Source organism: Peribacillus sp. Hz7 (assembly GCF_042136355.1).
GTDB lineage: Bacteria > Bacillota > Bacilli > Bacillales > DSM-1321 > Peribacillus > Peribacillus asahii_A.
Genome location: NZ_JBHHJV010000038.1, coordinates 1 through 21,283, shown reverse-complemented (window position 1 = coordinate 21,283; position 21,283 = coordinate 1). Strand labels below are relative to the sequence as shown.

The window sequence follows — 21,283 nt, the reverse complement described above, 5'->3', positions numbered from 1 at the left end:
AATCTCAGGGAGCAAGCTCCCATTGATTCGCTCGACTTGCATGTATTAGGCACGCCGCCAGCGTTCGTCCTGAGCCAGGATCAAACTCTCCGATAGAATTTGACTTGCTCATGTTGCACTTTTATAGTGTGTGCTCACTTAAAAAATTACGTTGGCGTTTCTGTTTTGTTTAGTTTTCAAAGAACTAGTTTGTCTTGCTGACAAGAATTTATTTTACTCTCTTTTTTCTAATTCGTCAATTGTTTTTTGAAATATTTTTTCTTAACAATTAGCGAATAATAATATAGAGATAATTCTTACGGCTATTGCTTAACAAATCTATTATTTGTTTCAGTAGAGCTTCTTAAGCCGGTTTTTATATAATACTCTATCAATCACTATAAATCAATACTAAATTTCAAAAAGATACACACGAAAACGACAAAAGGAGAGCCAATCATTTTTAACATGATGAACTCTCCTTTTCTTTATCTCACATAAAAATTTATGGACTTAAAAGTATTCAGTACTCCAACACATAGCCCAACACAGGAAATGGTGATAATCGAATAAATTAACTTAAAGTCTTTTAATATAATAATTCCGGCGATTATGATGAATACATCAATAAGAAACATAACAATTCCAGGATTAATGGCTTTTGATTTTGAAATTAAAAGCGCTAATAAATCGATTCCTCCGGGGCTGATGTGTAGTCGAATCATGAAGCCGACACCAATTCCAATTGTGATTCCACCAAGAATTGCACTGATTAATATTGGTGGATGTAATAATCCGTTTAGTGGTGTTAGCAAATCAATCATTGTTGAAGTAAAAACCAATCCAAGAATCGCATTAATAAAATAGGACTTATCGTATAGAAGAGATAGGAAGTATATAGGAGTATTGAGCATGATCATGCTGTGCCCGACCTGAATGCCCCAAATATATTTGATTAACAGACTTATGCCAAATATCCCTCCATTTATTAGATGGAGGGGAAGTATAAATATATTTAAACCAATTCCGATACAAACACTTGAAAAGAGTAAAACAACTAACTTTTTCATAAAAAGCATCCCCTTGTCCAAATCATTATCTTAAAACATATGAAGGGAATGCTAATATCATACGGATTAATGAGGAAGTGCCCTTACTCTTCCATCCCAAACTTATGAGTAAAGAGCAACCCCTACTAACCCAGAAAGAATAATGATATAGATAGGATGCCAACGGAATTTCAATAACAAAACAAGTGATAACCCAAAGATAAACAATAAGCTTACTGTATGCCATGAAACGTTTATCGTAATCAGATTGTTGGAAAGAGCAAAGCTTAATGCAGCATAGATAACTAAACTAGCGACAATAGGTCTTAATCCATAAAAAATCGATTGAACAATTGAATAGTTTTGTAGTTTAGTAAAAAAGGTAGCTACAATAAGAACCAAGATAATAGAAGGAAGCAAGACTCCGAGAGTAGATATGATGGCTCCTGCTATGCCCGCTGTAGAATATCCGACAAGAATAGCACTATTTGTTGCAATTGGACCGGGAGACATCCCAGCAATGGCGATAACATCGGTGAATTGTTGTGTTGTCATCCATCCGTGTTGGGAGACTTCAGTTTCTATTACGGGAATCATCGCATAGCCGCCTCCGAACGATACAAAACCGATGACAAAGAATGTTCTAAATAGCTCCCATAATATCATCGCTTGCACCTCCCTTCTTAAATCCCTGCACCCATGAAATAATCAGGATGATTTTTATAATCCTCGTTCTTTTGTTCTAACTTCATGTTATATCCTAATTTTCTTTTAATGAACCTGCAAACAATTCCTGTTAAAGCACCAAGTAAAATGACGAATATAGGATGAATGAGGAAGAGGAGCGGAACACCTACTATCATGATACCTAATGTTGATTTGTCAGTAATGGCTGTTTTTCCTGTTTTGATGGCTGCATAAGCAATTAAGGCGACAACAGATACTCTAATGGCTAGAAAGGCAGCTTCTACCTTTGGATTATCTTGAAAGAAAAAATATAAAATGCCCAAGGCTAGCACAATAAAAAAGGTCGGTAACGAAATACCGAGCATGGCTGCAACAGCACCCTTTATCCCGCCTATTCGCTTCCCAATAAAAGTTGCGGAGTTAATAGCAACCGCTCCTGGCACAGCCTGAGATAACGCAAACACATCGGTAACCTCTTCACTTTTTAACCATTTTCTCTTTTCTACCACTTCTTTTTCGATTAAAGGAATCATGGCATAGCCGCCTCCGAACGTGACAGGCCCCATTTTAAAAAAGGTCCAAAATAATTGAAAAAATATTTTCCACTCTTCCTTCATTGTTTCCACTTCTTTCATTTTGTTCTATGATCAGCTTTCTTGATTTATCGTAATGATCTTATTGACTACATCATCAAAGGACTTAGGAAAGGTAAATTGCAACACGAGCATTGAGGCTGTCCTCAAAATGGTATTCGGGACAGCCTTCCTATTTAGTTGAACAATCGTTCTCCTCAGATACTTCCCTTTTTGCCGTCCTCAAAGTGAGTTAAATGACAAAAACGAGAAATTTAGCAAGAGAAATGGCCTTCATCAAAGCTATGAAGGACATCATTCGAAAATCCAGCCAGGGCAATGGCCTTCATCAAAGCTATGAAGGACATCATTCAGAAATCTAGCCAGGGCAATGGCCTTCATCAAAGCTATGAAGGACATCATTCAGAAATCTAGCCAGGAAATGGTCTTCATCAGAGCTATGAAGGACATAATTCGGAAATCCAGCCAGGGCAATGGCCTTCATCAAAGCTATGAAGGACATCATTCAGAAATCTAGCCAGGGCAATGGCCTTCATCAAAGCTATGAAGGACATCATTCAGAAATCTAGCCAGGGCAATGGCCTTCATCAGAGCTATGAAGGACATCATTCAGAAATCTAGCCAGGGCAATGGCCTTCATCAGAGTTATGAAGGACATCATTCAGAAATCTAGCCAGGAAATGGCCCTCATCAGAGCCATGAAGGTCATAATTCAGAAATCTAGCCAGAGAAATAGCCTTCATCAGAGTCATGAAGGTCATAATTGAGTAATCCGGCTTTTGAGGCAACCCGGAACGTTTATCTGTTTTATATACAATATAGATATAACCGATTATGATTCTAGACTTGTAAAGAATCAAATCTGTTGGACTTCCTCATTGAAGCTCTCCTACCTTTTAATATTATAGATGATTGAAAATATTCAACAAGTCATGGAGATTATTTCCTCGAATATAGAAAAGAACCGAAGAAATCTCCGGTTCTTTGATACACATCTTATTCGTCTTCTCTCTTATACTTCAATTTCCATCTCTAGCAATGCATAACTTAAGCTCTTTCCATGAGTGTCCATCCCTAGGGAGGTGGTCACTCCTCCCAGTAAAGCTTGATGGCATACAAATTGGAGCGCTGATATATTGGGCACCTCATAACGGACAATCTCACCTTCTACAATGTCCTTTAAATGCTTTTCCACTTTTTCAACTGTGACCTTCTCGCAAATCATTGGGTAGTCCTTTTCATTATAAGGAATGAGAGATAACATCAGTGTATTTCCCTTATCCCCAGCACGACTATGAGCAAGTTCATACAATTTTTTCTTCATTCTTCACGCTCTCCCTTATCGTAATCTGTACATCTATTTTATTTCGCGGTATTAGGGTAGAAACGATTCCAACGACTTCATTTGTATATTTACGCGCTCCTCCTCCGCCGGCAGGTCCATTTGTATAGAGGGCTTCTACTTCTTCTCCAACTTTTACCGCCTCTTCTACAGTAACGGCTCTACCTGCAACTCGAAGCCGGACTTCATAAGGCAGAGATTGTCCATAAGTTGTCCGATGAACAGACGAAACGCCGATATAATCTATTCGAAGGTCTGAGAATTCCTCTTTCAATCGCTCATATATCACTTCTCCAGCTAATTTAGCTCTCCCTAATGCGTTAGACCCTGCATAAGAAATTTCTCCTTCTCCTATGAATCCTGCTTGGTAGCCTACACTCACCTTTAACGTATCCGGTTTCTTTTTCCCTCTTCCGCCACGTATTTCAATACGATTTGGAGAGCTTTCACGGATATACACGGATGTGAAATCTGCAATAACGTCAGGTGTTATATACTCATATGGATTCATTACTTCATATAAAAGCTGCTCTTTCGTTGTCGCTAAGTTAATCAATCCACCTGTACCTTCTATTTTACTAATCACAGCAGAACCATCAGATTCCACTTCAGCAAATGGGAACCCTAGTTCAGCAAAGTTTGGTATATCTTTTTTGCCTGGATCAGCGAAATAGCCGCCAGCCAGTTGTCCCCCACATTCTAATAAGTGGCCAATGATTGTTCCTCTTGCCAGTAGGTCGACATCATCTAACGACCAACCAAAATGGTGAATCATCGGAGCCAGAAATAAGGAAGGATCAGCTATTCGACCAGTAATAATAACATCCGCACCTGTCTCTAAAGCGGGCAATACCGCTTCTACACCAAGGTAAGCATTTGCTGAAATGACATGTTGAACCGATGATATAGGTTCATTCGTCTCTAGAACACGGTCATCAGCGTTAATGTACTTTAGAACATCATCTCCTGTTACCGCGGCTACTTTAATAGAAATTCCAAGACGTTGGGCAATTTCTACAATCTTTTCAGCAGCGCCAATAGGGTTTGCCGCTCCCATATTCGTAATAATTCGAGTTTTATTTTTACAAATGACCGGTAAAAGGCGTTCCATTCTTTTTTCTAATAAAGGGTCATAGCCCAATAAAGGATTTTGACTTTTTCGCTTTTGCGCTAGGGCAATCGTTCGTTCAGCCAAACATTCTAATACGAGATAATCCAAATCTCCTTTTTCCGCGAGTAAAACTGCAGGTTCTAATCGATCTCCTGAAAAGCCTGCCCCAGATCCAATTCTAATCATTTTCATCACCTCAAATAGTAATCGCTCCTGTTAGTAACGCTACAATCGTCATAACAATCGTTGTTCCAAATGCCCATTTAAAAATAAAACGCTGGTGATCACCTAAACGAACTCCAGTTAACCCGATAAGAATAAAAGTAGACGCTGTTAACGGACTTAAAGGAAATCCAGTCGTCATTTGTCCAAGTATAGCCGCTCGACCGATTTCAATAGGATCAACGCCGAATGAAGCGGCCGTTTGACTAATAATAGGAAGAATCCCAAAATAGTAAGCATCCGGTGTAAAGACTAAGCTAAGAGGCATGCCCGTAATCGCTACAAGTACAGGCAGATAGCCAGCTAATGATTCAGGAATAATCGAAACCATGGAAGAAGCCATTGCATCAATCATTTTTGTTCCTGTAAGAATTCCAGTAAAAATTCCCGCTGCAAAGATCATCGTAGAAACGAGTACAACATTACTCGCATGGCTCGATATCCGTTCCTGCTGTTCTTTAGGATTTCGGTAATTGACGAGTAAGGCGATACAGAAAGCAATAATAAATAATATTGGAAGCGGCAGCCATACCTTGACCAAAGCCACGAGAAGGATAATGGTTAAGATAAGATTAAACCAAAAAAGTTGAGGGCGTTTAGCCTCTATAGCGGCAGCTTGCTCTTCAAGAATGCCAGTATAATCCTCATTCAAATCCATAATTCCCAATCTTGCTCTTTCCTTTTTTCCAAGCCAAAAAGCTGAAAACAGGACCCACAAGATTCCCACAATCATCGCGGGCAGCACAGGATGAAACAATTCAGCAGCATCCGTATTTAAGGCTGTCATTGCTCTTGCAGTAGGCCCACCCCACGGCGCAAGATTCATAACTCCAGCTCCCAAGGCAACAACACCTGCCAACACGAGCGGATTCATCTTCAACCTTTTATAAAGAGGCAGTAAAGCTGTCACCGTAATCATAAAAGTAGAAGCGCCATCACCATCTAATGCGACAAGCATCGTAATGACCGCTGTCCCAATCACAACCTTCAATGGGTCCCCCTTGACCAATTGAAGCATCTTGTTAATCATTGGATCAAATAAACCAGTATCAATCATCAATCCAAAATATAAGACAGCGAAAACAATCATAATTCCTGTAGGAGCAACCTTTATGACACCATCTAACATCATTTGTCCTATTCCTAAGCCAAATCCACCAATTAAAGCAAAAACAACCGGCACTAGAACTAAAGCAATTAAGACCGATAAACGGTTAGTCATAATTAAAAACAAGAAAATCCCTATAGTTAAGAAACCTAATAATGCTAAAATATCCCTCACCCCTCACTAGTTTTTGATAACTATTAATCTATATCTTTAATTAATACAAGAATTGTGCCAAAAATGGAATTTTTCATATAAATTTGTAAAAAATTTATTTTTATTGACTGTTTTCCCTATAAAATATCGATTTTCGAGAAGTTATGAAGAAAATAAAAAAGAAAGCGCTATCCAAAAGCACTTTCTTCAAATCAATTTTCCTGCTGCCTATTTCTAATGTTTTAGAAATGGTATATAGGAAAGATATTTTATTACCTATCATTATTAGGCTATCCACCTCATTTCTAATTATTTAGAAATGAAATGGATATATTTCTAACATTTTAGAAATTTTAAGAGCCAATATTATATTTCTTAATTTTGTTATATAAAGTGGCCAATGAAATACCTAATGATTTGGCAGCCTTTTTCTTGTCTGCAATGCCTGTGCCAAAATAGTTGATTGTCTCTTGAATCAGTCTCCGTTCGGTATCTTCCATTACTCCCTGTAACGAGCGATTCGGTTGTTGTTGAAATAACTCCGCTCCTTGTTTGATCATCGACTCTGGTAAATCGTGGAGTGTAATTTCTGTGCCCTCGGCTATACAAGTCGCATAGTCAATCACGTTTTTCAACTCCCGAACATTCCCGGGCCATTCATAAGAATATAGAAATTTCAAAGTCTGCTCTTCGATGGTATACGTAGAATAAGATGATTGAAGAAATGAATCAATTAGCTTCGGTATATCCTCTCTCCGTTCTCGAAGCGACGGTACCTGTAAGCGGATTACATTCAATCTATAGAATAAATCTTCACGAAAGCGATTCTTATGTACGAGATGTTGTAAATCACGATGTGTGGCGGCAATCACCCTTACATCAATGTCGCGATCTATCGTTTCTCCAACTCTTCGAATCTTTCTTTCTTGCAACACCCTTAATAGTTTAGCTTGAAGATCATAGGACATATCGCCAATTTCATCTAAAAAAAGCGTTCCGTAATTGGCCATTTCAAATAACCCAGCTTTCCCGCCCTTCTTAGCACCCGTAAACGCTCCTTCCCCATATCCAAACAATTCACTTTCTAAAAGTTCAGCAGGGATAGCTGCACAGTTTACAGGTATAAAAGGCCGGCCATTTCTGCTGCTTGCATTATGAATAGCTTGCGAGAATAGCTCCTTTCCTGTCCCGCTTTCCCCAGTAATTAAGATTGGCAAATTAGAATCCGCCACTTTTTTCGCAACGGTTACAACACCTTTTAAGCCCGCTTCCTTCCCAATAATTTGATCAAATGTATATTTCGCTTCATACATCGAATCCATTTTTCTCTCTAATTGTTTTAACTTCTCATTTTGTTTCTTGAGTTCTTGAGAAAGTCTGTGAACTTCCGTTAGACTTTTACAAACCGAGACAGCTCCAATAACCTTATCATTGACGATGATAGGGGCCATATCAACTAAATACTCTCTATCCTTCGTTTTCCGATATACGCCTACTCTACATTTTCTATCCTCCAGCGTATCAGGAAGCTGTGCACCAGGACGATATTCTCGAAGCGGCTTTCCAAGGATGTCAGAGGTTACTCCTGTAATTCTTGTATATTCGGGGTTAATCAGTTTAACGACACCTTCTTGATCAATGACTAAAATACCATCATTGATAGAATCTATCACTGCTTTCCACCACTCTACCTGTTCTTCAAGAGAGAAATCTATTTGATGATTTAGTATAGGCATAATTTAGCACAACCCTCCCCATCTTTTTAAATAAGTAAATTTTATACATAATAACCTTTTTAAAACAGATTTGTGTTTCCAATATATCATTTTTGGCGAGGTCGATGCTTTGAAAATTTACATAAAGAAGAGCAATCCAACAAATTTGGGAAATTAGGTTACTTTTCACTTAAATGCTTATATTCATTTACATTTCCTAAATAGTCTTCAAAAAAAAAAAAAAAAATACAGTAGGAATATAAATCCAATTGATATTCTTTTTTAATTTGTTAAAATTATATGTAGGAATATTATTGAGGAGGAACACTTTTTTATGTCCATTGAAGTAGGAAGTAAGGTACAAGGGAAAGTAACAGGCATCACTAATTTTGGAGCATTCGTAGAATTATCGGAAGGAACAACAGGTCTTGTACATATCAGCGAGGTAGCAGATAGCTATGTAAAAGACGTGAATGACCATCTTAAAGTAGGCGATCAAGTCGAAGTGAAAGTGCTTAGTGAGAAGGACGGAAAACTTTCCTTATCTATCAAAAAAGCTATAGATAAACCAGAAGGACAAACCTCCACTTATTCCCAACGCCCACCGCGTCAGGGAAGACCTAACAGCTATTCTAAAGACTCTCGTCCAAAAAATAATTTTAAACCAAAAGAAAATTTCGAGGACAAAATTAGCCGTTTCTTAAAGAATAGTGAAGAGAATTTATCATCTCTTAAACGTAACACTGAATCAAAAAGAGGCGGTAGAGGCGGTAGACGCGGATAAACCCGCTGCTTTTTTAATATTTCATCATATTATGAAGGCAAGCCTAATCAGCTTGCCTTCTTTCAATTGGCCGGCCAAACAATAAAAGAAGAAAACAACTTTTCTTTGTTAGAGGAATTGTTGTTTTCTTCTTTTTATTTACTTCAATATAGCATTGTTGAATAGCAGTCGGCCTTTTTAATTGCGCCCCTAGCTCTTTCTGGTTCGGACCTATTTCGCCAATTTTTATTTAACCTCTTCACTAAAAAACCGATATTTTTCCTTGATATTTTTATAAGTGCCGACATCTTGGACCAACTCGCTAACAAGATCGTAACCGCAATATGTGTGCCTTAACGTATTAAACTCGTCTAGCACAACATGATCCTGATCCTCTAATAAACTGTAACAATCTCCACAACGAATTGCCATAGTCAACACCTCCAAAGAAATATATTAACTATATTCGTCGAAACGTGACGTATTTCCTTCTTTTAAACAGAAAAATCCTATTTTTGGTTTTTACAATACTCTTTAATATATGGAGTTACTTGTATATTTCAATATAATTTATAAGGCATTGCTATTTTTAACAGATTGACTAAATAAAAAAAACATCTCAAGCGCGTTCCTTGAAATGGGTTAAGTCTTAAAGTTATTCTATTTTTCAATTAAACTGATTACATATAACGCCAGCCGCCCGTATATGAAATATCTTCTGCTCGTTCTTCAACGACAGCTTCACAAACAAATCCGGGTACTTCTGTTCCATCTTCCAGTTGGATTTTCCCGATACCGAGCGGTGCTGGAATAAGCGATGTAAAGGAGCCGAATTCAGATAGCGGCATTTCCCAAATCTCTAGTTCAATAGAAGCACCTGTATCATTGGTTCGGATTAATCCAGGTTTTTCTGGTTTAGTATCCAGTTTGACCAACTTGTATATTGGGGCCGTTTTTGTTTCGCGAATAAAAGAAGCACCATGTTCAATCATCTGTTTTTCAAGGGGAAAGCCTTTCATATGAAGCCCGCAAACTGCTACTAGTGTAGTTGTTTTATTTACTGCTGAGCGTTGTCCATGTAGAAATAGATCAGAAAGACCAACAATCAAATGCTCATCTTCGTGCCCTGAGAAAAGCGTAATACCAAATGGCAGATTTTTCGCTGCATCATCAGCTGGAATATTCACCGCACATAAGTCTAGCAAGTTACAGTGATTTGTATACAGTCCCATCTGACTGTTTGTTTGAATCGGATTGTCTCGTACTTCTGCGCGTGTCCATGTACCGCCAGAAGTAGGCATGATAAGCACAGCATTTTTCAACTGCTGATGTGCTTTTTGTGTAAACTCCTGCAGTTTGTGCATCGCTTTAAAGACAGAGGCAGCATCATATTCCGGTTTTTCACCTGAACGTAGAACGGCTTCTGTTACAGGAAACGCTGCATGTTCATTTTCTTTAATAAATGTGCCTAAATCAGCCCAACGTTCTGCCACCCAAGGTCCGTCATATAAAATAGCAGCAGCTTCCGATAAATATTGGCCATCGATATATTCAATCGGAATATTCAGTTGTTTGATGCGCTCAACAGCTGCTTCCCAAGCTTGTTTATATTCAGCAGCGAATGGTCCAAAGAAAGAAGGAGCTTCCTGCAGCAAACAAATTTTTTCTGGTAAAGCGTTTGAACGGCGTCTAATAGGACGCGACCAAGAATCTGTTTCCTCAAACCCGCGCGCTACTTGGTCAACAAGCTCTGCGTCTGACAAGCTGTTTGCAAAAACCGTGACACAATCTAGGCTGGCACAGGCAGGCACAACTCCTTTGAGCGGCCATGCACCGCGGCTTGGCTTATAACCAATCAGGCGGTTTAACCCAGCCGGTACACGCCCCGATCCAGCTGTATCTGTCCCAAGTGCAAAGACTGCCTGACCGCGTGCAACCGAAACAGCAGAGCCAGAACTAGAGCCACCGCTAATTAAATCCGGATTTAGTGCATTTTTTGTTTCGCCGTACGGACTTCTCGTTCCAACAAGCCCAGTCGCAAATTGATCCAAATTTGCTTTTCCGATTGGAATCGCTCCCGCTTCAATCAGACGTTTTACAATGGGCGCATGTTCATCTGGTGTATAAGCAAATTCCGCACAACCGGCCGTCGTAGGAACGCCAGCAAGATCAATATTGTCTTTAATCGCAAATGGGATGCCCCAGAGCGGTGCTTGCTCTGGATCCATCGTGTTTAATCGATCTAAATAAGGCTGGATTCGCTCTAAAGAAGGCGGTGTAATCCAAATATTCATATCTTGATCTGCTTGGGCACGCTTAATAATATCTTGAATAAGCACTTCGGGTGTTAACTCATTTGATTGATATTTTTCCTTCAGTTCACGAATGGACAACGTTTGTGGTATGCTCATGATTTCCATTAGACGCACCTCTCTTTTCTTTTGTAATCGAAACAATTAATTGACCTGCATGGACTTCATCTCCTGGCGATACGTGTACAGACTCGATAAACCCGTCGTACGGTGCCAGTTGCGGAAACTCCATCTTCATGCTTTCTTCAATAATCAGAGTGTCATCTTTCTTTACTTCATCGCCCGGTGAAACGAGTACTTTCCATACACTTCCCGGCATGGTACAACGAACCGCTTCAGCACCTTCCGGCAGTACTTCTTCTACCGTTTCTGCTACTTCATGTTCTGACACATATTCTGCCAAACCAAGTTCCTTCCAGCTTTCACGTTCTGCTTTGAACGCTGCTTGCTGTGTTTCGCGGAACTCGTCAGCACTTTTTTTGATGGAATCCAGAAATGCTAGATACTCCCCAAGTTTAAACGTCGTTTCGGTAATATCGACTTCAAAGCGACCACGTAAAAAGTCTTCTCGCATTGTAAGCAATTCATCGGCAGTAACCGGATAAAATTGAATTTGATCAAAGAAGCGGAGCAACCACGGTTTGCCTGCATGGAAGCTTTCTGTTTCGCGTAGGCGATTCCACACTTGAACGGTCCGGCCTACAAATTGATAGCCTCCAGGACCTTCCATTCCATACACACACATATAAGCTCCACCAATTCCAACTGCATTTTCCGGTGTCCATGTACGTGCTGGATTATATTTGGTTGTAACTAAACGATGCCGCGGATCTATCGGTGTTGCAACTGGCGCACCGAGATACACATCGCCGAGACCAAGAACAAGATAGTTTGCGTCAAAAACAATGTTCTTTACATCTTCAATATCATCAAGTCCATTTACACGACGGATAAACTCCAGATTGCTTGGACACCAAGGTGCGTCTGGACGAACATTTTGCTGATATCGGTCAATCGCCAGCTGTGTTGCTGGATCATCCCATGAAAGAGGAAGACGGACAATTCTTGATGGCACTTCAATTTCTTCAAGAGGAGGAAGCTGTCTGTCAATAGATTCAATTACTGTGCACAATGATGAAATGGACATCTTGGACGCATCGATATGAACCTGCAGGGAACGAATACCTGGTGTTAAATCTAACACTGGAATATCTGTACGTGCCTGAATGGCTTCCATTAACGCATGTACTTGGAAACGATATAACAGATCTAATTCCATATCACCGTATTCAATGAGTACATGTTCATCTCCGGCCGCACGAATCGTCATTGGGAAACTGCTGTCTGTACGCTGAACAAGAATAGGATAATCTGGTGACAACTGCGCTGCTTCTACAGGCAAAGCTGGAAGAACAGCGGCTTCTTGATTCTGTGTACCAATCGTTCCGAGATATTCCTCCTGTGCATTCCTTATTTTTTCTGCTTCTTTCAACGTTAGAAGCTGGAATCGGATGCGGTCACCAGGATGAAGCTGGCCAATTTTCCAAAACTCAGCGGATGCTGTTGTAACCGGACATACGAATCCTCCAAGACTTGGTCCATCAGGGCCGAGTAAAATTGGCATATCCCCCGTTAAATCTAGTGTTCCAATTGCATACGCGTTATCGTGAATGTTAGAAGGATGCAGCCCTGCTTCACCGCCATCTTCACGTGTCCAAAGTGGAGCCGGACCGATCAAACGGACGCCTGTGCGTGAGCTATTAAAATGTACTTCCCAGCTTGTATCTGTCAGCTGCTGCAAGTAATCTGGTAATAAGAACTCTTCTGTACAATGCGGACCTGGAATCACACCAATCGTCCATTCCTTCGTTAATGCAGGACGCTGGCTAACTGGAAGTTCTACAGTATGAGATACTTTACACTGATTTACTTGTAAAACATCTCCCGTACGAAGTGCGCGGCCCCCATGTCCACCAAATCCGCCAAGTGTAAAGGTAGAAGCACTGCCTAGATGCAGCGGCATATCCAATCCACCAGCTACAAGTAAATAGGTACGCATGCCTCGTGCTGCTTCACCAAATGTCAGGATTTGGCCGCGTTTTGCATGAATGACTTTATACATCGGTACGCCCGTTTCATTGAGCGTAGCATTCATATCAGCACCTGTGAGGCAAAATGCTGTATCTCCACGGAAACGGTATGAACCACCGCGTAGCGTTAATTCAAGTCCAGCAGCTTGATCATCATTGCCGAGCATTTTGTTTCCAATACGGAATGAGAAAGGATCCATTGGTCCGCATGGCGGTACCCCAACATCCCAATGCCCAACGCGTCCCGGCCAATCTTGAACAGTTGTTTGAATACCGCCATCAAGCACTTCAATCGCAGATTCCGCTGGTGCAAATTCTTTCAACATTTGTGTATGAACATTGCCGGAACGACAGTCCTCCTCCTGCAAAAGCGCCTGCAAGTATTGCAAATTCGTTGTCACACCGTATAATCTAGTATCTTGTAGTGCTTTATTTAATTGATTAATAGCTTCTTCACGTGTATCTGCATGAACAATCATTTTCGCAAGCATCGGATCATAAAGGGAGGTAACCGTCAGCCCATCACGTACCCACGTTTCAACACGTGCCTGTTGGGAAAAACGGACTTGATCCAACTGTCCACCGCTTGGACGGAAATCATTTAAACAATCTTCCGCATAAATACGAGCTTGAATGCTGTGTCCTACTGGAGCGGAGTATAGTGTATCAAGCTCACGCAGTTCATCAGCCGCTTCACGAACCATCCACTCGACTAAATCAATCTTTAACACTTCTTCCGTAACGCCATGTTCTACTTGCAAGCGCGTATTTACTTCAAGAAAATAAAAGTGTTTGGTCTCTGGATCATATAAAAACTCAACCGTACCAGCACTTCGATACCCTACTTCTTGCGCTAGACGCTTAGCGGCGGCCAGCATCTCTTCGCGAACAGCAGGAGATAAGCAAGGAGCCGGACTTTCTTCAACAACTTTTTGATTGCGGCGCTGAATCGAGCAGTCCCTCTCTCCAAGCGCGGCCACCTCGCCAAATCCATTACCGAAAATCTGAACTTCCACATGACGTGCTTTTTGAATGTACTTTTCTAAAAAGACACCGCCGTTATTGAAATTCATTTCAGCTAGACGAGAAACTGAATCGAATACGTCACGCAGTGTAGCTTCATCAGCACAAACACGCATGCCGATTCCGCCGCCTCCAGCTGTACTTTTTAAGATGACCGGATATCCAATGCGCTCTGCTTCATCAAGAGCACTGTTTAACTCTGTAATAAGAGAAGTTCCCGGTAAAAGAGGAACATTTGCTTTTTCAGCAATTTGGCGTGCAGAATGCTTTAAGCCGAAAAGCTCCATCTGTTCCGGTGTCGGCCCGATAAAGGCAATGCCATTTTGACGGCAAGAGCGTGCAAATTCCGCGTTTTCACTCAAAAACCCGTAGCCAGGATGAATCGCTTCCGCTCCTGTATCGAGAGCTGTTTGTAAAATAAGCTCTGCATTTAAATAACTGTCTTTCGCTGCGCCTTCCCCTATTAAAATCGCTTCATCTGCCAAATCGACATGCAGACTATCTTGATCCGCTTTTGTATAGACAGCGACAGAAGCGATGCCCATCTTGCGCAATGTTCGTTCAATTCTAACCGCGATAGCACCACGGTTGGCGATTAATACTTTCTTAAACATCATGATCACTCCTTTATCGATTAGTTATCCCAGATTAGTAGTTGAATAGGTGTTGGGTTATATGCATTACATGGATTATTTAATTGAGGACAGTTACTGATTAACACGAGCGTCCGGTTTACTGCCTGCATTTCTACGTAATAGCCTGGAGCTGAAACCCCATCTTCAAAAGTGAGACCGCCCTCTGGGGTAACCGGAACATTCATAAAGAAATTCACATTTGGTGCAAGATCACGTTTCGTGAAACGATTACCGTATTTGGAGAGCTGAAGCATAAACGTATCGCGGCAGTTATGCATTGGAAGGGTATCGTGTGAATAACGAACCGTATTACTCTGTGCAGAGCAAGCGCCACCAAGCGTATCATGGCGTCCGCAAGTGTCGGCTACGATTTTCACCAGTTCCTTACCGGATTCAGCCACAAGTACCGAGCCAGTGGATAAATACACATTTCCCTGATGTTGAATCGTGTTCACCGCACTGTAATGATCGGACGGATTGTCTGCATCATAAAAGAGGGTGTCTGCTGCCTGATTTCCCTCTAAGTCCACAATCCGTAGAACTTGACCAGGCTCCAGCATATACGTCCAACCATCTCCAGCTGGAATCGTTTGATTATAAACCGCATCTTCTACTTTTCGTTCACTTACCACGTAATGTAAAACAGCCATTATAAAATTCCTCCTTTTGTGAACAATACGTCATCCCATGTATTTTCAAACGCGCGTCGATTTTCCGGACGGTGATTCAAGCAACGATCATCTTCCTGAACCGGTTGTGCGTCAGTAATCGTTAGTTCAACTGGAACGGACGGATACGTATTGCTTGTATCAAGCGGGTTCGGTGTATTAGATAAAATCAACAAAACATCCATTTCCGTTCTAAGCGTGATTGTGTCACCTTTTTTGGCGTGACTGGAGACGAAATGCATATTTCCGTCTTCACTGCAAAATACTTTCGAAAATACATTCACGACAGGAACAAGATCACGAGTAGTTAATCCATTTCTAAAAAGTTCAACCGCGAAATTTTCCTCACCGCTTCGGTACCAGTCATTTCGCTTTTCTTGATACGTCGTACGACCGAATCGTTCATCGATCATTTGGCGTGTTGCATAGCCTGAAATCGTATCATGCCAACCAAGTGAATCATCGATAATGCTTGCAAGCACCCGGCCATTGTCGCTCATAAGGACATTGCCAACGGTTAAATGAGCTGTGTGCTGAGCTTTCAATGTATCCGGCATGTTATAACGCTCGGTTGTATCATTCGCGTTATATAAAAGCAGAGATACGTTAGCACCATCTTCAAGTGCAGTAAATGTTAATTGTTTGCCTCTGCTGATTCGATTCGACCATTTTCCACCAGCAGGAATAATTTTGGATGAAACAGTATACATAAAGAACAGCCCCCTTTTTATAGAAAAAAGGATAAAAGCCCAGGAGATTGTAATCTCCCAGGTTTTTATCCTTCCGTGTATACAGCCGCTATGCTGTACGCTCTCTCTCGGACCAGTCTTTAAAGTTTGAACTTTAAACGGAACCCTAGAGAGCTTTTTTGTTTCCAACGCAATGTGGAAACCTTTATTCGTTATTAGTTATAAGCTTAGTATAAGGATTAGAAAAGAGGGAAACAACAATCATGTCAGAATATCTTACATGATTTCTTTTGATGTCAGATGACCCTTAGATGGAGCTGGCATTTTGCGCTCTTTCGCTTGTTCCCATTTTGTTTTTATAAAAAGATAAATAAATCCAACTACAACCCAGCTGATGCCCATTGTCAATGTATGTTTATCAAGTAACGTAAGCAGCCAGCTGATAAATATGGCTCCAATTAGAGGGAAAATAAGATATAGAAATGTATCTTTCGGTGAACGTTTTTTCATCTTGATATAGTAATGAGCAATGACGGATAGATTCACAAATATAAAAGCTGTTAATGCTCCAAAACTAACAAACATGACTGCTGTATCCAGATTAATGAATACCGCTGATAATGAAATCGTTGCTATAAATAAAATATTAGCAACAGGTGTTTTGTATTTCGGATGCAGTGTTGTAAACAATTTTTTCGGTAAAATAGATTCGCGTCCAAGTGCGTAAAGGAAACGACTCACACTCGTTACAGAGGAAACACCTTGAGTAAAGGTTGCGATGATTAAGACCATGATGAACAATGAACTAAGCAAGTTACCGCCAACAAGCTGAACAAGGCTGTATGCCGCATTATCTGGATTTGCAAAAGCAAAATCCGGATACGCAATTTGCGTTAAATAAGAAATTGCCATATACATCGATATAGCTATTAGAATAATCAGAAATATTGCTTTAGGGACTGTCTTTTTAGCATCAATTGTTTCTTCCGCCATTGTTGTAACAGCATCAAAACCAAGAAAACAAAAGCAGATTAAAGCAGCACCTGAAAAGACAGAGCTGAAGGCTGTGTCACTACCGAAGAAAGGAGTAATGGAGAAAAGTGAATTGGCTCCTGTCTCACCATTTAAAATATCTTTTACAATTAAAATACAAAACAGAAGAATGAAACCGATTTGAACGAGGACAGAAATCCCGCTTATACGTGCCGCAGATTTAATACCGACAATATTAACGACAGCAAGGAGAACATTCATGATGATAATCCAAACAAACACGGGTACGGCAGGAAATTCTGTATTCATGAAGATACCAAATGTGAGTATGGCAATAATAGGAGAAAAAATATAATCCATCAACAACGCCCATCCAACAAGAAAGCCAGCTTTCGAATTAATAGCTTTTTTCGTATACGTGTAAGCTGATCCCGCAATAGGATAGGCTTTTACCATGCGACTGTAACTGTACGCAGTGAAGAAAATAGCAATAAAAGCAGTCAAATAGGCGGCCGCCATCATGCCATCGGCAGCTTCATGTGCAACACCATAGACAGTAAAAAAGATCATTGGTGTCATCCAAGCTAGCCCCATAAAGACTACCTGATGCAATTTAAGTGATTTAATCAAGGTTGTGTTTTTACTCATATTATCCACCCTCTTTTCTGAATTTGGTACGGAAAAACAAAAAAGCCCGGGAGAATTTTATAAAAAAATTCTCCCGGGCTTTTTTCCCTCCGTGTATACAGCATATAAGCTGTACGCTCCCTCTCGGACCAGACGTTTTTCAACCGGAACCCTAGACAGCATTTTCGTTATCGATTGCAAGAATCAGAACCAATATACTATTGATATTTCAAGTATATGTAGATGAGGATAGTGTTTCAATAACAATGTAAGATTTCATGACATAGAAATATAGTTAGATTTTATATATTCTAAGTACGTCTTATCACCATGCACTTCTGACTAAAACATCTGGAGAGATAAAAAAAACACCCATTTGAAATGGATGTAGACTAATACAAATTAATAAGGATGTTATTTAGGTTACCAAAATGAGGTTTAACAATGTAGTCCTTGGCGCCAGCCTTTAACGCTTCGATTACTAATGGCTGTGAACCAAGTGCCGAGCACATTACAACCTTTGCACGTTGATCAAAGCAAATAATCTCTTTTAAAGCTTCGAGGCCATTAACTTTGGGCATCGTTACATCCATCAACACAATATCCGGAGAAAGCATCTTATATTTTTCTATCGCTTCTAGACCATCTTCGGCTTCCGAAATAACGGTAAAATGATTTGGGTTTAACTCTCTTTTTAATAACGTTCTCATAAAAAGAGAATCATCCACAAGCAAAATAAACTTCTTCAATAATAGAAATACCTTTCTTTAAAGACTAAGGCAAATCAGGAAAATGCCACTTTATTTATTATAATTATACAGGAATAATTCCTGGCAACTCGGCCACCATGGCAAAAATGCTTTAGGCCCGTAGCTTTGCGTCTCTTACTTTCGTAAAATTTGCCCCAATAGGCATAATAACATATTTAATATGAAGGATTAAATATAAGATAATAGTCATAAACACCTATGAATCACTAATAAATTTGTGGATAGGTTATTTTGCTTTAATTTTTTGATATTCGTTTAATAAAATATCTAACTCTTGACTGGATTTAATCGTGTCGGGATGGCCAAGTCCTTTTAATTTTCCTACAACAATCATACGAGTTCTTACAGCGTCAATTCTATATTCCAGCTCTTTAAGTGATAAAACTTTCATTTTCGCAACTTAACTCCCTATTCATTTTTAACAAAAAATAGAAAACATAGGCAACAGCCATCATTATAAACGATGATTCATAAAATAATAAGGGGTTCGACAGTTAATCTGTTGATACGACAAAATCTTTACAAATGAACATACCATTCAAAAAGAAAAATGAGTCATTCACACAGCAATGAGCTTTTTCATACAGAAAATCTACAAAAGAGTTTGATTCTCGCTATTCTATTAACTGATATCCGGAAGTATAATTTATAAAAATGAAGAACGTTCGTTAAGGGGGACCATTGGTGAAAGAATGGACTATGCAATTATTTGATTACCATGTATGGGCTAATGATAGGTTAATTCAACATTTAAAAGGTCTTCCAGAGGAAGTTTTTCTTAACAAAGTGGATAGTGTTTTCCCTACCATTGCTGAAACCTTTGGTCATATGATAGCAGTGGATGAACTATGGTATTTACGGATGAAAGGAAATAGTTTGCAGCAAATTGTATCCAAATCATTCACCACAATTGAGGATACTGTAAAGGCATCTACTGTTTTACATAATGAGTTGAACTACCCACCACTTAGCTAAAGCTTGAAGTGGGGGATTCCTGCGAACACCAGTGTATCCACTAGTTATTTAGCAGGCTAACCCTGTCGCACCGACAGTTAGCAGTACAGACGGCTTATTAGCCTCCTGCGCGGTGTTGCTATTTTGTACGTTGAACTCGCCACACGCCCTACTCTGCTTGGTTTTCGCTACTTCGGTGCGTGTGGCGGCGATTAGAACGTTGAAGATTTTACGCGACAGACGTTTTTCCTGTCACAACCTCCTATCTTCAGTTTTCAAAGAACAACTTACAGGAATATCCCACCATACAAACAAGTGTTTTGGCTACCGCCAACCGACATTCATCTCCCACCTACTCATTGGGCTATTGCCCTTCATATTCCTTGAGGATGGGAGTCTTCTGTCGGGAAAAGATAAAGAATTTTCTTATCAATACGAAAGATGTTGAAGATATAGTTGGTTATCAAAATACGAAAGGTGACCAATTTAACAACAAAATCGCTGAAGTCGTTCAACATATAGTCAATCACGGAACCTATCATAGAGGAAACATTGCTGCAATGATTAGACAGATAGGGTATGAGGGCGTATCAACCGATTATATTTTTTATTTAAGAGACAAATAAGCGTATTCAACATACTCCCACGACTAAAATCCCCTTAATAGGTTTTCTCGCCGCTATAAAGTAGATTGTTCTAAAGACATGTCTCAGCGGCTGCTATCTACTATTGGACCAGCTATTATTATTTTAGTTAGATAAACAAATTCTTGATTAGTAAATCAAACAAAACTTCAGTTCTATTATGATTGGAGTTTTGTTTTGGCTTATTTTCACCTCTGCTCCATAAAATTTGACGTTAAAAAAAGAACCAACGAAACGTTGATTCTTTTTTTAACCATTTGGTTTTTGTACCTTTCCCTTTAAGAAAAATTTATAACAAGCGTCTATCTGCTTAGATATTTTTTGCCAAAACCCCTTATTATTATTTACTTCTTCAAGAGATTGTTGAGCAGCTAATAAATGATCCATCATATAAGAGACTTTTTCTGCTTCCATTTCATGATGCATTCTTTGTGATTCTCTAAATTCCTCCATGCTTTGCCTCAGCTCATACATTTCATGAATTAATTCAGCATTCTGCTCTTTTAGTCTATTTTGGTGCAATCGAAATTGTTCATTTTGTTGAACTAAGAAACTAATCAGCTTCTTAACATCCGTAAGCTCATGGTTGATTGAGACCAATGATGTATCCTCTAAATCCATAGTAATTGTTCTCGGTATACCACGTTCCTCCAGCTTCGTATTCACTTCTTCTCTTTTAAAACCTTCAGCATAAAACTGCCTGATTAATCTTAATTTCTCAATTTCTGAAGCATTAATCCGGTAACGATTATGCTCCTTTTTAAAATTCAAATATTCTTCATGTTCGTGTAGGTACCGTTTTAAACTATTCTCAGGGATCTCCGGAAGCGCCTCTTTCAGTTCTTTCATTGTTAAAAACTGATTTATCAACGTTTTCAGCACCTTTCTTGGTTTATCAACCACCCAACCACCAACATAACAACCACGCTATTATAATTCTATTAAGCCTTCTCTTTTTCCTTCTTTACCCAGTTGTATATTAACATTCTCTCATAGTTAGGCAAAAAAAAATAGCCCCTGCTCTGGGGCTATCTTTTTGCCTGGCAACGTCCTACTCTCACAGGGGGAAACCCCCAACTACCATCGGCGCTGAAGAGCTTAACTTCCGTGTTCGGAATGGGAACGGGTGTGACCTCTTCGCCATCATTACCAGACA

General features: G+C 39.8%; 19 protein-coding genes, 2 rRNA genes and 3 riboswitches. Of the genes, 3 read left to right on the top strand and 18 right to left on the bottom strand.

Translation table 11 applies throughout. The features are described from left to right. The 8 genes from ACE199_RS22700 to ACE199_RS22665 form a co-directional block, all read right to left on the bottom strand. Nucleotides 1-96 (bottom strand): 16S ribosomal RNA (locus tag ACE199_RS22700); the annotation flags it as partial. A 371-nt stretch (nucleotides 97-467) separates the two neighbouring features. Then, nucleotides 468-1,049 carry a YitT family protein gene (locus ACE199_RS22695; RefSeq protein ID WP_375351772.1) on the bottom strand — a complete coding sequence of 194 codons (582 nt, stop codon included), beginning with the start codon at nucleotides 1,047-1,049 and terminating at the stop codon, nucleotides 468-470. Nucleotides 1,050-1,151: 102 nt separating this feature from the next. Beyond that, the gene (locus ACE199_RS22690) at nucleotides 1,152-1,694 is read right to left on the bottom strand and encodes a chromate transporter (protein ID WP_375351771.1); all 543 of its coding nucleotides are present in this window, start codon (nucleotides 1,692-1,694) and stop codon (nucleotides 1,152-1,154) included. Between the two features lie 17 nt (nucleotides 1,695-1,711). Continuing rightward, nucleotides 1,712-2,332 (bottom strand): chromate transporter, encoded by a 621-nt coding sequence (locus ACE199_RS22685; RefSeq protein ID WP_375351770.1) that lies wholly within the window; start codon nucleotides 2,330-2,332, stop codon nucleotides 1,712-1,714. A 988-nt stretch (nucleotides 2,333-3,320) separates the two neighbouring features. Then, a complete protein-coding gene (locus ACE199_RS22680) occupies nucleotides 3,321-3,632 on the bottom strand; it encodes an AtuA-related protein (RefSeq protein ID WP_375351768.1) in 312 nt (103 codons plus the stop codon). Next, the gene (locus ACE199_RS22675; RefSeq protein WP_375351767.1) at nucleotides 3,613-4,947 is read right to left on the bottom strand and encodes an acyclic terpene utilization AtuA family protein; all 1,335 of its coding nucleotides are present in this window, start codon (nucleotides 4,945-4,947) and stop codon (nucleotides 3,613-3,615) included. Before ACE199_RS22675 ends, ACE199_RS22680 begins: the two co-directional genes overlap by 20 nt. 10 nt (nucleotides 4,948-4,957) lie before the next feature. Beyond that, a complete protein-coding gene (locus ACE199_RS22670; protein ID WP_375351774.1) occupies nucleotides 4,958-6,256 on the bottom strand; it encodes a CitMHS family transporter in 1,299 nt (432 codons plus the stop codon). A gap of 341 nt (nucleotides 6,257-6,597) precedes the next feature. Further along, nucleotides 6,598-7,980, bottom strand: coding sequence for a sigma-54 interaction domain-containing protein (locus ACE199_RS22665; RefSeq protein ID WP_375351765.1), 1,383 nt, complete (start codon nucleotides 7,978-7,980; stop codon nucleotides 6,598-6,600). Nucleotides 7,981-8,293: 313 nt separating this feature from the next. Here ACE199_RS22665 and ACE199_RS22660 point away from each other — a divergent pair, with 313 nt between their 5' ends. Then, nucleotides 8,294-8,743: a S1 domain-containing RNA-binding protein gene (locus ACE199_RS22660; protein WP_375351763.1), complete on the top strand. Its 450-nt coding sequence runs from the start codon at nucleotides 8,294-8,296 to the stop codon at nucleotides 8,741-8,743. 225 nt (nucleotides 8,744-8,968) lie between these two features. Here ACE199_RS22660 and ACE199_RS22655 read toward each other — a convergent pair whose 3' ends face one another. The 8 genes from ACE199_RS22655 to ACE199_RS22620 form a co-directional block, all read right to left on the bottom strand. Next, nucleotides 8,969-9,154: a hypothetical protein gene (locus ACE199_RS22655; protein ID WP_375351761.1), complete on the bottom strand. Its 186-nt coding sequence runs from the start codon at nucleotides 9,152-9,154 to the stop codon at nucleotides 8,969-8,971. 248 nt (nucleotides 9,155-9,402) lie between these two features. Then, a complete protein-coding gene (gene atzF, locus ACE199_RS22650) occupies nucleotides 9,403-11,142 on the bottom strand; it encodes an allophanate hydrolase (protein WP_375351759.1) in 1,740 nt (579 codons plus the stop codon). Continuing rightward, complete coding sequence (gene uca / locus ACE199_RS22645) at nucleotides 11,102-14,761, bottom strand: urea carboxylase (protein ID WP_375351757.1); 3,660 nt, start codon at nucleotides 14,759-14,761, stop codon at nucleotides 11,102-11,104. The genes atzF and uca overlap by 41 nt, the downstream gene beginning before the upstream one ends. A 20-nt stretch (nucleotides 14,762-14,781) precedes the next feature. Beyond that, the gene (locus tag ACE199_RS22640; RefSeq protein WP_375351755.1) at nucleotides 14,782-15,432 is read right to left on the bottom strand and encodes an urea amidolyase associated protein UAAP2; all 651 of its coding nucleotides are present in this window, start codon (nucleotides 15,430-15,432) and stop codon (nucleotides 14,782-14,784) included. Further along, a complete protein-coding gene (locus ACE199_RS22635) occupies nucleotides 15,432-16,160 on the bottom strand; it encodes an urea amidolyase associated protein UAAP1 (RefSeq protein WP_375351753.1) in 729 nt (242 codons plus the stop codon). The genes ACE199_RS22640 and ACE199_RS22635 overlap by 1 nt, the downstream gene beginning before the upstream one ends. A 52-nt stretch (nucleotides 16,161-16,212) precedes the next feature. After that, nucleotides 16,213-16,320, bottom strand: a riboswitch (guanidine-I (ykkC/yxkD leader). A gap of 95 nt (nucleotides 16,321-16,415) precedes the next feature. After that, nucleotides 16,416-17,780 carry an APC family permease gene (locus ACE199_RS22630; RefSeq protein ID WP_375351751.1) on the bottom strand — a complete coding sequence of 455 codons (1,365 nt, stop codon included), beginning with the start codon at nucleotides 17,778-17,780 and terminating at the stop codon, nucleotides 16,416-16,418. A 68-nt stretch (nucleotides 17,781-17,848) separates the two neighbouring features. Then, nucleotides 17,849-17,946, bottom strand: a riboswitch (guanidine-I (ykkC/yxkD leader). 205 nt (nucleotides 17,947-18,151) lie between these two features. Further along, nucleotides 18,152-18,508, bottom strand: coding sequence for a response regulator (locus tag ACE199_RS22625; protein ID WP_375351750.1), 357 nt, complete (start codon nucleotides 18,506-18,508; stop codon nucleotides 18,152-18,154). An 80-nt stretch (nucleotides 18,509-18,588) separates the two neighbouring features. After that, nucleotides 18,589-18,673, bottom strand: a riboswitch (cyclic di-GMP riboswitch). A gap of 82 nt (nucleotides 18,674-18,755) precedes the next feature. After that, nucleotides 18,756-18,920, bottom strand: a complete 165-nt coding sequence (locus tag ACE199_RS22620) for an aspartyl-phosphate phosphatase Spo0E family protein (RefSeq protein WP_286676492.1) — start codon at nucleotides 18,918-18,920, stop codon at nucleotides 18,756-18,758. Between the two features lie 293 nt (nucleotides 18,921-19,213). Between ACE199_RS22620 and ACE199_RS22615 the strand changes: the two genes are divergently transcribed. Together ACE199_RS22615 and ACE199_RS22610 are read left to right on the top strand one after the other, a co-directional pair. Then, nucleotides 19,214-19,504 carry a DinB family protein gene (locus ACE199_RS22615; RefSeq protein ID WP_375351749.1) on the top strand — a complete coding sequence of 97 codons (291 nt, stop codon included), beginning with the start codon at nucleotides 19,214-19,216 and terminating at the stop codon, nucleotides 19,502-19,504. A 368-nt stretch (nucleotides 19,505-19,872) separates the two neighbouring features. Then, nucleotides 19,873-20,109, top strand: a complete 237-nt coding sequence (locus tag ACE199_RS22610) for a DinB family protein (RefSeq protein WP_375351748.1) — start codon at nucleotides 19,873-19,875, stop codon at nucleotides 20,107-20,109. Nucleotides 20,110-20,376: 267 nt separating this feature from the next. Here the strand turns inward: ACE199_RS22610 and ACE199_RS22605 are convergent, their stop codons facing one another. Then, nucleotides 20,377-20,976: a hypothetical protein gene (locus ACE199_RS22605; protein WP_375351747.1), complete on the bottom strand. Its 600-nt coding sequence runs from the start codon at nucleotides 20,974-20,976 to the stop codon at nucleotides 20,377-20,379. Nucleotides 20,977-21,165: 189 nt separating this feature from the next. Continuing rightward, nucleotides 21,166-21,281: ribosomal RNA gene (rrf, locus tag ACE199_RS22600) — 5S ribosomal RNA — on the bottom strand. Nucleotides 21,282-21,283 lie beyond the last annotated feature (2 nt).